The sequence below is a fragment of the Rhodopila sp. genome, from assembly GCF_035548235.1.
Classification (GTDB): Bacteria; Pseudomonadota; Alphaproteobacteria; order Acetobacterales; family Acetobacteraceae; genus Rhodopila.
The window spans coordinates 1-14252 of record NZ_DASZTJ010000055.1; the positions used below are offsets into that span (position 1 = coordinate 1).

The following is a 14252-nucleotide window of genomic DNA, read 5'->3' on the forward strand; positions in this document are numbered from 1 at the left end:
TCAGGCATCCCCTGGTCGCGCGCATCGTTGATGCGTATGATCACCGCGAAGCAGCAAAGGGCGAAGCGCGGCGGGAGCGTGAGCGACCGCGGGCGACCGAACATCACACTGACGATGGAACCTCCGAGTAGCCGTCCGCCAGGACCCGAGATCCCCGCAGGGGACCCTTCTCTCGTGGTCATCGTGGCGGACCCGGCCTGGCAGAAGACGATCCCCGGCGCCGAGCGCATCGCTCGGCGTGCGGCGCACGCGGTGGGCATGCAGGGGACGATCGTGCTCGCATCCGACCGCCTGGTACGCGACCTGAACTGGCGCCACCGCGGGAAGAACAAGCCCACCAATGTCCTGACCTATGAGGATCCGGCGCCCGAGATCGTGCTGGCGCACGGGGTCGTGCACGCGGAAGCCTCGGCGCAGCGCCGCCGGCCGGCGCATCACCTGGCGCACCTCGTGGTACACGGCGCGCTGCACCTGCAGGGCGAGGACCACGAGCATCCCGGCGATGCCCGCCGGATGGAGATGCTGGAATCCCGCATCCTGCACCGCATCCGCGTGCCCAACCCCTGGAAGCGCGCATGAGCGGGCGGAACGGCAACAGCCTGCTCAGCCGGCTGGGCGCGCTGCTGGGGCGGCGGCATACGGAGCACTCGCTGCGGGAGTCGATCGCCGAACTGGTGCAGGAAGCGGCAGAGGCGCAGGATTCGTCGGGGGAGCCTCCCGAACTCGACCGGCACGAACGGCTGCTGATCGCCAACGTGCTGCGGATGCGGGAGACGACGGCGGACGACATCATGGTGCCGCGCGCCGACATCGTGGCGATCCGGGCGGACTCCACGCTGGCGCAGGCGATCGAGCAGATCCGCAACGACGGCCACTCCCGCCTGCCGGTGTACCGGGAGCAGTTGGACGACGTGATCGGCATGATCCACATCAAGGACGTGTTCGCCTATGTGGGCCGGCCGGAGGCGTTCAGCCTGGAATCGATCCTGCGCAAGCCGCTGATGGTGGCGCCGCAGATGCCGATCATGGACCTGCTGCTGCAGATGCGGATGCAGCGCGTCCACCTGGCGCTGGTGGTGGACGAATATGGCGGCATCGACGGGTTGGTGACGATCGAGGACATCGTCGAGACGATCACCGGCGACATCGCAGACGAGCATGACGACGTCGAGGCGCCGATGGTCACCGAACGCCCCGACGGGGCGCTGGACCTGAACGCTCGGATGCCGATCGAGGATTTCGAGGAAAAAGTCGGACCGATCCTGACCGAAGACGAGCGCGACGCGGATATCGATACGGTGGGCGGCCTGGTGTTCACCCTGGCCGGCCGGGTGCCGACACGCGGCGAGGTGATCAGCCACCCCTCCGGCATGGAGTTCCGCGTCCTGGACGCCGATGCACGGCGGATCCGGCGGCTACGGGTGCGCCGGGCGCAGGATGCTGCCACGACGTCGGCGGCGGCTTGAGGGGACGACCACCCCGGCGCGGCCGGGGGGCGTCAGTCAAAAACCAATATATATCAGACTGTTATCGTTATCCGGCACGAGGGAGGACCGGCGACTAGGCGGTCGCGGGCGTGGCCGCCAGGGCTTGTGCGATCTTCTGGCGTTCGCGTTCGGCGACGCGCTTGTCGCGTGCGCGGCGGCGCAGGGCTTCGGTGAAGCTGATCCCGTGGGCCTTGGCATAGGCGCCGACGGTCTGGTTTTCCTGCAGCAGGGCACCGACTTTTTCGGCGGAGGGCGCCGGTTCGAGCAGGAGGGCCTCAGACCGGGCCTGCTCCGGCGACTGTGGTCCGCGCGTCCCCTGTTTTGACCCCTGATCGATCCCCTGGCCCTGTCCGGACGCGGCACGAAGCTTTTCCAGCGCGCGTTCCGCCTTGTCGGCCGCCCGTGCCAGCGTGGCGGCGCCGCTGCGCAGGCGCAGCACCCGGTTCAGCGGCATGTCGGGCTGCGCCGCCTGGGCGAGCGCCTGGCCGACCTGGAGGTTGAAGGCGATGATCCGATAGACGAGGTGGAGTTCGACCTCGGTCCGGGGAGCATGCCCGTGGATCAGACACTCGGCGGCTTCCCACGCTTCCTCGTGGTTGCCGTTCGCGCCTTGCAGCAGAAGGACGGCGATGTGGCCAAGGACGGTCCGAAGGAGGGCGATGGGCAGGTCGGTCGTGCGCACGGCTGTATGTCCATGTAAGTTCCCTCCAGTATAGGTATATTTACCAAGATAGCAAGCGTTTTCGTGCAAGGTCCGATTGAGGTCGATTCCCAATCCTCAATCCTGAGTAGCGATCACCACGGTTGCCTTGCCGGTCCCGCCACGACCCGGCCGGCGCCGCGCGCGTCGCCACGGGTTTCTCGCACGGAGACACGGAGATCGCGGAGACTGCGGCTCTTCGTTTCGGGGCAGGTTCCATACGCTTGTGGTCGCGCCCGTCATTCCCATGCGCTTCATCCGGATGCGCCTTGCGCCTGAAAGGCATCGCCTGGTGCGTCCTCGCGACCGGCGCCCCGTGCGGTTACGGCGGCGCCGACAGGAATCCTCCGCGGCCTCCGTGTCTCCATGAAGAGCGCGAAGCGCGCGCCTCCGTGCGAAACGATCGTCAGCCCCGGCAGGATCCCCGGTTGGAAGAGTAATGCCGAAGGGCGCTACAACCGCCTGGCCAGTTTCCGCGCCAGCATGTAGCCGGGCAGGGCGGAGGCGGGGGCGCCGGGCAGCAGCAGCAGCCAGCCCAGCGGCTGGCCGTTGACGATCAGGTCCAGCCCGATGCCCAGCATCATGCCGCCGATCAGGGATCCCATGACGCCGGCGGCCACGCCGAGCCAGATGATGTCGCTGCGTTCGATCATGGCGCGGGTGGGTAGACGGGTCAGGAATATTTGACAAGCGAGGGGCCGCACGCCTATACGCCCCGCCTTCACGGCCGGGAACGTGGACGAGCCCCCAGGGAAACTGGCGTGGCGCGCGCCCGCCCAGCGGCATGCGGCTGCTGGGCCTACCGGTGCAACAACGGACCGCAAAGGGCAACGCGCACACATGACCAAGCGCGCCGAGAGCAAGTACAAGATCAACCGCCGCCTGGGCATCAACCTGTGGGGCCGGCCGAAATCACCGGTCAACAAGCGGGAATACGGCCCCGGCCAGCATGGCCAGCGCCGCAAGAAGCCGACCGATTTCGGCACCCAGTTGATGGCGAAGCAGAAGCTGAAGGGCTATTACGGCAACATCAGCGAGAAGCAGTTCCGCAAGTATTACGAGGAAGCGGTCCGCCGGAAGGGCGACACGTCCGAGAACCTGATCGAACTCTTGGAGCGCCGGCTGGACGCGGTCTGCTACCGCCTGAAATTCGCCGTCACCCCGTTCGCCGCGCGCCAGTTCGTCTCGCACGGCCATATCCTGGTGAACGGCAAGCGCGTGAACATCCCCTCCTACCTCGTGCGCGACAACGACACGATCGAGGTGAAGGAGAAGTCGAAGCAGCTTGCGGTGGTGCTGGACGCCTCGCAGACCATGGAACGCGACGTGCCGGAGTACCTGGAAGTCGACCATCGCGCGATGAAGGGCCGTTTCGCCCGCGCGCCGAAGCTGTCGGACGTGCCGTATCCGGTGCAGATGGAACCGAACCTGGTGGTCGAGTTCTACTCGCGCTGACCTGACGACCTGTCCCGCCGGTCCCGAAGGGCCGGCGGGACGGTCTCCCCGACCGGGCTACACCACTCTAACGGGCTATACCACCGAACGGGCCGGTGCGACCTGCAGGTCGGACACCAGCACCTTGCCTTTCGTCTCGGGGCTGAAGAACAGCGTCACGACGAAGCTGACCAGGCCGCCGATCGTGCCGACCAGCATGGGGACGGCGAATCCCATGTGCTGCTCGACGGCGAAATAGGTCAGGATCGGCGGGACGAAGCCGCCGGCCGCCGCGCCCGCGTGATAGCAGAACGCCCCCGCCGTCGCCCGCACCTCGGTCGGGAACCGCTCCGACACATAGGTGGGGTTGATCCCGTAGATCGCGCCGGCGAAGGCACCTTGGATCGAGAACGCGACGGCCAGCGTCGTGTAGTCCTGCGTCAGCAGGTAGACCGGCGCGATCGCCGCCCCGATGATCGCCGGTATGATCATCGCCCAGCGCCGGCCGAGACGGTCGATCAGGCTGCCCCAGAAGAAGCTGGCGATGAAGGTCAGCCCGTTGGAAAACGCCAGCGGCCAGCCGACCTGCGCGGCGGTCAGGTGCATCTCCCGCGTCAGGTAGGTCGCGAACAGGCCGAAGATCGAATAATAGACGGTGAACGCGCTGATCAGCCACCAGCAGCAGGACAGGGTGTTCAGCGCCATGCCCTTGTGGAACAGGGCGGCGACGGGGATCTTCACCTCGGCCTTGGCGTCCTTCTGTTTCTTCCGGTTCTCGACCCAGACCGCCGGCTCTTTCACATAGACGCGGATCCAGACGACGGCGAGCGCCGGCAGGACGCCCATGAACAGCATCCCGCGCCAGCCGATGACGTCGAACAGGGTGGCGTACAGCATCGCGGCCAGCAGGTAGCCCAGCGCCCAGGAGCCTTGCAGCACCGCCGACATCAGGCCGCGCGAGCGGACCGGCCAGCTTTCCGTCGCCAGGGCCGCGCCGGCGGGCCATTCCGCCCCCATACCGATCCCCAGCAGCGTGCGGAACACCAGCAGGAACAGGAAGGTGGGCGAGAAGCCGGCGGCGAAATTGCACAGGGAATACCAGAGGATCGAGATCATCAGCGGGGCGCGCCGTCCCAGGCGGTCGGCCATCCAGCCCGACGCCATGGCGCCGATGAAGCGCATCCACATGGTCAGCGATCCGACCAGCACCACAAGCGTCAGGTCGGCATGGAATTCCTTGGCGATCGGCACCAGCAGGAACAGGAACACGGTGAAGTCGAACGCATCGAGCGTCCAACCCAGCCAGGCGGCGATGAAGGCATACCATTGGTCTTTGGTGGGCTCGCGCCACCAGGGGGCCGGCCGGGCCCCTTGTGCATAGGACATGGTGAAGGCTCCCTGTCGTTGTTTCGCCGTGTTTCTTGTCGAAGCCGGCGCGGCGTCTTTCCGTCCGCGGCGCCAGTCTGCCCGAACCACGGTTGCCTTCAAGGGAAAATGCGAGCGGACGGCCGGCACGGTCACCGGCCGTGCGCCCCTTTCAATGCGTTTGGGCGAGCGGCCGGATCTCCAGGTCGGCCTCGAAATGTTTGCCCTTGGTCTCGGGCCCCAGCAGCAGGGCCGCGACGAAGCTGATCAGCGCGCCGGTGGTGAAGATCATCATCGGCTCCGCGAAGCCCATGCCGCCGTCGACCGCCAGCCAGGTGATCACCGGTCCGATCAGCCCGGCGAAGACCGCGCCCTGGTGGTAGCAGAAGGCCGAGGCGGTGGCCCGCACCTCGGTCGGGAAGCGCTCACACAGATAGGACGGGTTCTGGCCGTACATCGCCCCGGCGAACGCACCCTGCAGGGTGAATGCCACGCAGATCAGCGTGTAGTCGGTCGTCAGCAGATAGACCGGCGTGAGCAGCAGGCCGATCAGGGCCGGAATGATCATGGCCCAGCGCCGGCCGATCAGGTCGGCGACCCAGCCCCAGAAGAAGCTGGCCACGAAGGTGGCGGCATTGGTCAGGATCAGCGGCAGCCCGACCATGGCCGGCGACATGTGCAGGTCGCGCGTCAGGTAGGTGGCGAACAGTCCGAACACGGAATAGTATACGATGAAACCGGACGCCATCCACCAGCATGCGTTCAGCGTGTTGCCGATAAGGCCACGCCGGAAGATGGCGAACAGCGGGGCGCGCATCTCGGCTTGCTGCTGCTTCTGCTTGCGTTGGTTCTCTTTCCAGACCTCCGGCTCTTTCACGTAGATGCGGATCCAGACGACGGCGAGCGCTGGCAGGACGCCGATCCACAGCATGCCGCGCCAGCCTATGTGATCGAAGACGGTGGCGTAGAGCAGCGCGGACAGCAGGTAGCCCAGGGCCCATGACCCTTGCAGGATGCTTGCCATCAGCCCGCGGGACCGGGCGGGCCAGGTCTCCATCGCCAGCGCGGCCCCCGCGGGCCATTCCGCGCCCATGCCGATGCCCAGGATGGTGCGGAAGATCAGCAGGAAGACGAAGGTCGGCGAGAAGCCGGCGATGAAGTTGCAGATCGAGTACCAGAGGACGGAGATCATCAGCGGCGCCTTGCGGCCCATCCGGTCGGCCATCCAGCCCGACCCGACGGCGCCGATCAGGCGCATCCACAGCGTCAGCGTGAAGACCAGCGTCACCAGCGTCAGCGGTGCGTGGAACTCCTGGCTGATGGGCACGATCAGCAGCAGGAAGACGGTGAAGTCGAAGGCGTCGAGGGTCCATCCGAGCCAGGCGGCGATATAGGCGTTCCATTGGTCTCGGGTGGGTTCTTTCCACCACGGCAGCCCGGCGGGAGGGACGGCGGTGGGGTCGCGCGCGTTGGCGGACATGGTTGTGGCTCCCTGTATGTATTGTTATATCTGACATTGTCATATCGTAACGATAAATCCGGACGGAGTTATGCGTTCGACGCAGACCAGATGCGCGCGATGAAGTATCCCGTCAAATGAATTATCGGTTGGGCCGGGCAATACCGGGGATCGATCCCCGGCTTGCCAAGCGGCGCCTCTGACCACAGATTGACCACACGGTTCGGTGCGTTCGCCGAGCGGATGAAGGAGCGGCTGTCATGGATTTCGATCTGTTCGTTATCGGAGGCGGCTCCGCCGGCGTCCGCTGCGCGCGCATCTCGGCGGGCCATGGCGCGCGCGTGGGCGTGGCCGAGGAGCGGTTCTGGGGCGGCACCTGCGTCAATATCGGCTGCGTGCCGAAGAAGCTGCTGGTGCAGGCCGGCGAATATGGCGCCTGGGCCGAGGACGCCGCCGGGTTCGGCTGGACGATCGAGAAGGGGCCGCACGACTGGGCCAAGCTGATCGCGGCCAAGGACCGCGAGATCACCCGGCTGGAGGGGATCTACCGCAAGCTGCTGGCCAATGCCGGCGCGACCGTCTTCGACGGGCGGGCGAGCTTCGTCGATCCCCACACGATCCTGGTCAACGGCCGGACGGTCACCGCAGAACGCATCGTCATCGCCACGGGCGGGCATCCCGAACGGCCGGAGATCCCGGGAGCGGAGCTTGGTATCATTTCAGACGATGCGTTTTACCTGAAGGCGATGCCGAAGCACGTCGCGATCGTCGGATCGGGCTATATCGCGGTGGAATTCGCCGGCATCTTCCGCGCCCTGGGCGCCGAGGTCCACCTGATCTACCGCCAGCCGCTGCCGCTGCGCGGCTTCGATTCCGACCTGCGCGAAGCCCTGGCCGAGGCGCTGGCCGCGCAGGGCATCATCCTCCACCCCGGCTGCCATCCCGAGAAGGTCGAGGCCGACGGCGACGCCCGCGTCCTGACCTTCGGCGGCGGGCAGGCGCTGCGGACCGACCTCGTGTTCTTCGCCACGGGACGGAAGGCGAACATCCGGGGGCTGGGGCTTGAGAAGATCGGCGTCGAAACGAACCCGCGCGACGCCGTCAAGGTGAACGAGCACCTGGAAACGACGGTGCCGCACATCTACGCGATCGGCGACGTGACGGACCGGGTGAACCTGACGCCCGTCGCCACCGCCGAGGGGCACGCGCTGGCCGACACGCTGTTCGGCGACCGGCCGCGCAGCGTCTCGCTGCACAACGTGCCGTCGGCGGTGTTCTCGACGCCCCCGATCGGCACCGTGGGGCTGACCGAGGAACAGGCCGCCGCGCTGGGGCCGGTCGACATCTACCTGACCAGGTTCACGCCGATGCGCCACAACCTGACCGGCCGCGCGCGCAAGACGACGATGAAGCTGGTGGTCGACGCGGCGACGCAGAAGGTGCTGGGCGTGCACATGCTGGGCGAGGACGCGCCGGAGATCGTCCAGGGCATGGCGATCGCGGTGGTGATGGGCGCGACGAAGGCGGATTTCGACCGGACGATCGGGATCCACCCGACGGCGGCCGAGGAGTTCGTGACGCTGCGGACGCGGACCCGGACGACGGACATGGCGAAGGCGGCGGAGTGACGGCCAGTCGTCCTGCCGGCCAGTCGTCCTGCCGGCCAGTCGTCCTGCCGGCCGGTCGTCCTGCCGGCCGGCGGGCCGGCCCCGGTTTCCCGGCATGCTCGGACGGCGTAGGAAGACCCTGACCAGCCCGGAGTGCCGATGACCGCGTACGACCGCCTTACCGCCCGTTTTGCCCGCATCGCGACGATCCGGGAGGCGGCCAGCATCCTGAACTGGGACACCGAGGTCATCATGCCCCCCGGCGCAGGCGACGCCCGGGCGGACCAGGCGGCGGTGCTGTCCAGCCTGTCGCACGGCATGCTGGTCGAACCGGCGGCCGCCGACGACCTGGCGGACGCCGAGGCCGCGCCGCCCGCGGACCCGTGGCAGGCCGCCAACCTCCGGCTGATGCGGCACGAGCACACGCGGGCGGTGGCCCTGCCGGCCGCCTTGGTGGAGGCGACGGCGCGGGCCAGCTCGCTGTGCGAGCAGGCCTGGCGCGATGCCCGCAAGCAGTCGGATTTCGCCGCCGTCGCGCCGCTGCTGCGAGAGGTCGTGGACCGCACCCGCGATACCGCCCAGGCGCTGGCGCCGGTGCTGGGCCTGTCGCCCTATGACGCGCTGATGGACGACTTCCAGCCCGGCGTCACCGCCGCCGACGTGGCGCCGGTCTTCGCCCGCTACGGCACGTTCCTGGCCGACGCCCTGCCGCGGGCGGAGGCGGCGCAGGCCGCCAGGCCCGCCCCGCGGCCGGTGCAGGGCCATTTCCCCGAGGCGGCGCAGGCCCGCTTCTGCCGGTCGCTGTCCGAACGCATGGGGCTGGATTTCCGCCAGGCGCGGCTGGACAGTTCCGCCCATCCGTTCAGCGGCGGCACGCCGACCGACCAGCGCATCACCACGCGCTATGACGAGGCGGACGTGGCGCAGGCGCTCTATGCGGTGATCCACGAGACCGGCCACGCCCTCTATGAAACCGGCCTGCCCGCGGCCTGGCGCCGCCAGCCGGTCGGCCACGCCGCCGGGATGGCCGCGCACGAGAGCCAGTCGCTGATCGTGGAGATGCAGGCCTGCCGCTCCGACGCCTTCCTGTCCTGGCTGGGGCCGGCGCTGCACGCGGCATTCGGCGGGGAGGCCGCGGTGTGGGCGCCGACCAACCTCGCGTCACTGTGGCGCAAGGTCGCGCGCAGCTTCATCCGGGTCGAAGCCGACGAGATGACCTATCCGGCCCATGTCGCGCTGCGCTTCACGCTGGAGCAGGCGATGATCGCCGGCGACCTGGCGATCGCGGACCTGCCGGGAGCGTGGAACGGGCTGATGCGCGAGCGGCTGGGCATCGTCCCGCCGGACGACGCGCGCGGCTGCCTGCAGGACATCCACTGGTACGCCGGGCTGATCGGCTATTTCCCCAGCTACACCCTCGGCGCCATGGCCGCCGCCCAGTTGATGGCCGCCGCCCGGCGCGACACGCCGGGGCTGGACGAGGCGCTGGCGCAGGGGGATTTCGCCCCGCTGTTCGGCTGGCTGCGGCCCAAGGTGCATGCCCAGGGCGCGCTGCGCGGGTTCAACGACCTGCTGCGCCACGCGACGGGAAAGCCGCTGGACAGCGCGGATTTCGAGGCGCACCTGACGCGGCGGTACCTGGGGTAGGGGCGCGAGGGGAACGCGTCCCCCAGGCGGCCCCGGTCACCGGATCCGGTTGACCTGCTTTTCGCTCATCGCCCGGATGAAGTCCGGCAGCGGAATGAACCCGACCGCGTCGAGGAACTTCGTGGCATTCCCGCCGTCCACGGCGATCGCCCAGAGCAGGAAGTTGCGCAGCGCCGCCGCCTTGGCCGCGTCGGGCTGGTGCAGCGACACCATCGCGTATTCGTAGTTCACCAGCGGATACGACCGCTCACCGGGCGCGTAGACCAGGCTCAGCCGCTCGTCGGGCGGCGTCCGCGGGTCCAGCACCGAGGCGCCGGCGCTGATCGTTTCGGGCGTCGGCGTGACGAACCGGCCGCTCTGGTTCTTCAGCAGCGCGGTGCCGAGGCGGGCTTCCTCGATCGTGGGGCGGAAGCTGATGCCGACATAGCCGATCGAATACGGCGTCGCGGCGATCGTATCGACCATGCCCTTGTTGCCGTTCGCCTGCTTCTCGCCGTCCACCGACGGCCACTTCACCGTGGTGCCGTAGCCAATCGCGTCCTCCCAGCGCTGGGTCGAGAAGTCCAGGAACTGCGTAAAGACGAACGTATCGCCCGACGCATCGCCGCGCCGCACCGGCACGATCGCGTCGTGCGGCAGCGCCGTGCCGGGGTTCAGCGCGGCGATCGCCGGATCGTCCCATTGCCGGACGCGGCCGGCATAGATCGCGGCGATCGTCGGGCCGTCCAGCTTCAGCGGCTTCGCGTTCAGCCCCGGCAGGTTGTAGTTCACCGTCTGCGCCGAAATCGCCAGCGGCACGCTGATGATCTGCTTGTTCCGTTCGGCGTCCTCGTCCGACATGTACGCATCGGAGGTGCCGATCTGCACCGATCCGTCGATCGCCGCCGCGATGCCGGCGCCGGAGTTGGTGCCGGCGGCGTTGATCTTCACCTCGGGCCGCAGCGCCGCATAGGCCGGCACCCATTGCTGGAACAGCGGATACAAGAGCGTCGAGCCGGTTTCATTCAGGACCAGGTCGGCGGCCATCGCCGGCGTGCAGGCCAGGATGCCCAGGACGGGCAGGCAGCGAAGCAGGTTGCGCATCTCAGCGGCCGATCTCATCGAGGTTCACCCCAGTCGTTTCGATCCGATACAGCCATGTCACGATCGCCCCCAGGACCGAGGTGACGACCAGCCCGTACAGCAGCGCGCGGGTGCCGATCGCGACCAGCAGGATCGGGAACAGGAACGCGGTGGCGACGGCGCCGATCTTGGCGAAGGCCGCGGCGAAGCCGGCACCCATGCCGCGCACGGCGGTCGGGAAGACCTCGCCGGCCAGCAGGTAGGTCTGCGCGTTCGGCCCGATATTGGTCATGAAGTTGAAGAGCATGAAGCCGGCGAAGATCAGCGCGATCTTCATCGATCCCTCGAAGTCGATCGAGAACGACGCGACCAGCAGCCCCAGCGCGCAGCCGATGAAGCCGAAGATCTGCAGCTTGATGCGGCCCAGCCGGTCGGCCAGCATCACCGCGAAGGCGATGCCGACGATCAGCAGCACCGTGATCAGCGCCGATCCTTTCGCCGCCAGGATCCCGTCGGCGATCAGGTCGCTGACGCTGCGGATGTGGTCCGCGCCGCCGCCCAGCGCCGCGGCCAGGATGGTCGGCGTGAAGATGCCGATGCCGTATGTGCCCAGGTCCTGCAGGAACCACGGCACCGAGGCGAAGATCGTCGCCCGCAGGTTGCGCCGGTCGAACAGCGCCCAGAAGGACGTCTTGCTGTGGCTGGCGACCACCACGTCGCGCCGCAGGCTGATCTCGGTCGGATATTGCGGCGTGCGGATCAGCAGCTTGGTGACCGCGACCTCGGCTTCCTCGTGCGCGCCGCGGGCGGACAGCCAGTTGGGGCTTTCGGTGATGAAGAAACGACCGGCGGTGACCAGCACGGCGGGAACCAGCGCGGTGGCGAACATCCAGCGCCAGGCGCCCAGTTCCGGTACCAGCGACAACACCAGGCAGCCGACGCCGGTGCCGGCCAGCGCGCCCACGGCCTGGAAGGCGAAGGCCCCCAGCACCAGCTTGCCGCGCGCCACGCTGGGGATGCTCTCGGAGATGATCATGTGCGCGGTCGGGTAGTCGCAGCCCAGCGCCATCCCCAGGCCGAACAGGCAGATCGCCAGGGACAGGAAGTTCTCGCACAGGATCAGCAGCGCCAGGAAGGCGCAGAAGATGACCATCTCGGCAATGAACATCCGCTTGCGCCCGAAATAATCGGACAACCCGCCCAGCAGCACCGCGCCGACCAGGATGCCGGCCAGGCTGGCGGCGCTGACGATGCCTTTCTCGGCCGCGCCGATATGGAATTCGCGCACGATCAGCGGCAGCGCGACGCCGGTCATGAAGACGACGAACCCCTCGAAGAACTTCCCGGCGGCGGCCAGCGACCAGATGCGCCACTGCATCGCCGTCATCGGCGAGGACTTCAGCGTGGTGCCGTCCGACCAGATGGGCAGCTCATCGATGTAGTCCTGGACCGTTTTCTGGTGGATGTTCCCGGCTCGAACCGGTTCCGAGGCGGTCAGGCTCATGCTGTCTCTCCCCCGCTATGCCCGTCCCGCCGTCATCGGCGCTCGGGCGGGCCAATACTGCCGGCGAGGTGCCATGCCGATCCGGCCAGCGCCAGTCGGCGGTCGATGAAGATTTAATGTCGGACAACGTGCCAAGTTGTCGGCGGTTGTCCCGCTACGCGGCAGCGATCTCCAACCGAGCAACCGCTCGGCTGCGACCCATCAGCGGTAGCAGGTCCGCGAGGTCCGGACCCTGATCCTCCCCGGTCAGCGCCAGGCGCAGGGACGTCTCGATCCGTTCCGCCGCCAGTCCGGTCTGCTTTTGCAGCGCCGCCGTCCAGTGCGCCCAGACGGCGCGGTCCCACGGTTCCGCCGGCAGCAGCGAGGCGGCGAGGCGCAGCAGGTCCTGCGCGCCGTCCACCACCGGCGGGACGATGGTGCCGGCCACCACCTCCCACCAGCCGCGCGCTTCCTTCAGCAGGTCCAGCTTGCCGCGCACGGCGAGCCAGAACGCCTCGGTCGCGCCGGGCGGCAGCCGGTCGACCACCGCCGCATAGCCCAGGTCGCCGAGTGCGGCGCGATTGGCGGCGAGGACGGCGTCCATGTCGAAGCGGGCATCCCTGAGATCGGCCAGGCGCAGGCCGCGCGGCGCGAGGCAGGAGGCCAGCGCCGCCGGGTCCACCCCGTCCTGGCGCAGGCCGCGCAGGGAGACGGGGACGCCGCGGCCGTTCTTGCGGGAGCGGACATATTCCGCCGGCAGGTGACCGAAACGGACGGCGCCGGAGCGGCCCGTCAGCACCTCCAGCAATTCGAGCTGGATGGCGGTGTTGCCGGGGCTGTCCTCGCCCCGGATGATGTGCGTCGTCTGTTGGTCGATATCGTCGACCAGGCTGGCCAGGATCGGCGTCGGCGTCCCGTCCGCCTGCATGACGACGGGGTCGGAGACGGTGGCGAGCGTGACCTCCCGATGACCCATCACCAGGTCGTGCCAGGACAGCACCCGGCCGGAGAGCTTGAAGCGCCAGTGCGGCCGTTTCCCCCCGGCCTCCGCGTCGCGGCGCTGCTTGTCCGTCAGGCGCAGCATGGCCCTGTCGTAGATCCCCGACTGGCCGCGGCGCAGGCGGAAGGTCTGCTTGGCGCGCAGTTCTTCCTCGGATTCGAAACACGGGTAGACGAACCCGTCGCGTTCCAGCGCGGCGAAGACCTCGGCATAGCGGTCGCGCCGGTCGGACTGGCGCGCGACCTCGTCCCAGGCGACGCCGATCCAGGCCAGGTCCTGCATGACGGGTTCGGGCTGGACCGGACCCGCCAAGTCGTCGAGGCGCAGCAGCAACCGCCCGTCGTGCTGGCGCGCGAACAGGTGGTTGACCAGGGCCACGCGCGCGGCGGCGATATGCAGCGGGCCGGCCGGCGGGACGACGAAGCGGAGACGGGTCATATCGGGAGGAGGTCTGACGGCCTCTCGGTCATGGCGGGCGAAGGCCGCATGATCAAGGTCAGCGACGCGGCGGCACCGGCGCCTGCCATGACGGGGGAGGTGCCGCGTCCGCCGGGCACATGCGCCGCCTCTGCCGCGACGCTGCCCGCCATGACGGCGCCGGCGACCGCGGCCCCCGCCTCATTCCTCATCGTCATCTGCGCGGTCCGCGTCCCGCCTTGGGTCGAGGGCGCGCCAGTCGCGTTCCTCGCCGCTCGCGAGGTGGTCGACGAAGTCGCCCAGTTCGTTGGCGCTTTTCCAGCCCGCGTCGCCGGCGTCGGCGACGACGGCGTCCTCGCCGAAGGCGAACCAGGCGCTGAGGACATCCTTGGTGGACAGGCCCGGCGCGCGGCAGTTCTCCACCGAATCGCGGACATAGCGGCGGGCGAAGGCGTTGGCGTGCATCAGGGTCTCGAACCCGCCGATCTCCTCGGTCACGTTGTCCTGGGAGTCGGCCGACAGGTCGAGGATGCGCACGCGCCAGCCGCCCGGCGGGGCGAACAGGTCGTTCAGGCCGGCTTCGTCCGACGC

The 14252-nt window shown here is 68.6% G+C and carries 13 protein-coding genes; 5 read left to right on the forward strand and 8 right to left on the reverse strand.

Annotated elements, in window-relative coordinates; all coding sequences use genetic code 11:
- The first annotated feature begins 114 nt into the window (after positions 1–114).
- Together ybeY and VHB27_RS04695 are read left to right on the forward strand one after the other, a co-directional pair.
- Positions 115–579: an rRNA maturation RNase YbeY gene (ybeY, locus tag VHB27_RS04690; RefSeq protein ID WP_325597769.1), complete on the forward strand. Its 465-nt coding sequence runs from the start codon at positions 115–117 to the stop codon at positions 577–579.
- Positions 576–1466 (forward strand): hemolysin family protein, encoded by an 891-nt coding sequence (locus VHB27_RS04695; protein WP_325597770.1) that lies wholly within the window; start codon positions 576–578, stop codon positions 1464–1466. The genes ybeY and VHB27_RS04695 overlap by 4 nt, the downstream gene beginning before the upstream one ends.
- 94 nt (positions 1467–1560) lie before the next feature.
- Here the strand turns inward: VHB27_RS04695 and VHB27_RS04700 are convergent, their stop codons facing one another.
- Complete coding sequence (locus tag VHB27_RS04700; RefSeq protein WP_325597771.1) at positions 1561–2169, reverse strand: hypothetical protein; 609 nt, start codon at positions 2167–2169, stop codon at positions 1561–1563.
- A 470-nt stretch (positions 2170–2639) separates the two neighbouring features.
- Positions 2640–2840: a hypothetical protein gene (locus tag VHB27_RS04705; RefSeq protein WP_325597772.1), complete on the reverse strand. Its 201-nt coding sequence runs from the start codon at positions 2838–2840 to the stop codon at positions 2640–2642.
- A gap of 187 nt (positions 2841–3027) precedes the next feature.
- Here VHB27_RS04705 and rpsD point away from each other — a divergent pair, with 187 nt between their 5' ends.
- Positions 3028–3642 (forward strand): 30S ribosomal protein S4, encoded by a 615-nt coding sequence (gene rpsD / locus VHB27_RS04710; RefSeq protein ID WP_325597773.1) that lies wholly within the window; start codon positions 3028–3030, stop codon positions 3640–3642.
- Between the two features lie 75 nt (positions 3643–3717).
- Here rpsD and VHB27_RS04715 read toward each other — a convergent pair whose 3' ends face one another.
- Both VHB27_RS04715 and VHB27_RS04720 read right to left on the reverse strand, forming a co-directional pair.
- Positions 3718–5007, reverse strand: a complete 1290-nt coding sequence (locus tag VHB27_RS04715) for an MFS transporter (RefSeq protein ID WP_325597774.1) — start codon at positions 5005–5007, stop codon at positions 3718–3720.
- Between the two features lie 151 nt (positions 5008–5158).
- Complete coding sequence (locus VHB27_RS04720; protein WP_325597775.1) at positions 5159–6466, reverse strand: MFS transporter; 1308 nt, start codon at positions 6464–6466, stop codon at positions 5159–5161.
- A 239-nt stretch (positions 6467–6705) separates the two neighbouring features.
- On the opposite strand from VHB27_RS04720, the gene gorA reads away from it, so the two are divergent.
- Positions 6706–8073 (forward strand): glutathione-disulfide reductase, encoded by a 1368-nt coding sequence (gorA, locus tag VHB27_RS04725; RefSeq protein WP_325597776.1) that lies wholly within the window; start codon positions 6706–6708, stop codon positions 8071–8073.
- A 138-nt stretch (positions 8074–8211) separates the two neighbouring features.
- Complete coding sequence (locus VHB27_RS04730; protein ID WP_325597777.1) at positions 8212–9699, forward strand: carboxypeptidase M32; 1488 nt, start codon at positions 8212–8214, stop codon at positions 9697–9699.
- A gap of 36 nt (positions 9700–9735) precedes the next feature.
- On the opposite strand, the gene pstS is transcribed toward VHB27_RS04730, so the two are convergent.
- The 4 genes from pstS to VHB27_RS04750 all read right to left on the reverse strand — a co-directional run bounded on the left by pstS (position 9736) and on the right by VHB27_RS04750 (position 14234).
- Positions 9736–10800: a phosphate ABC transporter substrate-binding protein PstS gene (gene pstS / locus VHB27_RS04735; protein ID WP_325597778.1), complete on the reverse strand. Its 1065-nt coding sequence runs from the start codon at positions 10798–10800 to the stop codon at positions 9736–9738.
- Positions 10784–12265, reverse strand: a complete 1482-nt coding sequence (locus tag VHB27_RS04740) for an MFS transporter (RefSeq protein WP_325597779.1) — start codon at positions 12263–12265, stop codon at positions 10784–10786. The genes pstS and VHB27_RS04740 overlap by 17 nt, the downstream gene beginning before the upstream one ends.
- Positions 12266–12419: 154 nt before the next feature.
- On the reverse strand, positions 12420–13682 hold the full coding sequence (locus VHB27_RS04745) for a glutamate--tRNA ligase (RefSeq protein ID WP_325597780.1): 1263 nt from the start codon (positions 13680–13682) through the stop codon (positions 12420–12422).
- Between the two features lie 180 nt (positions 13683–13862).
- Positions 13863–14234: a hypothetical protein gene (locus tag VHB27_RS04750; RefSeq protein WP_325597781.1), complete on the reverse strand. Its 372-nt coding sequence runs from the start codon at positions 14232–14234 to the stop codon at positions 13863–13865.
- Positions 14235–14252 lie beyond the last annotated feature (18 nt).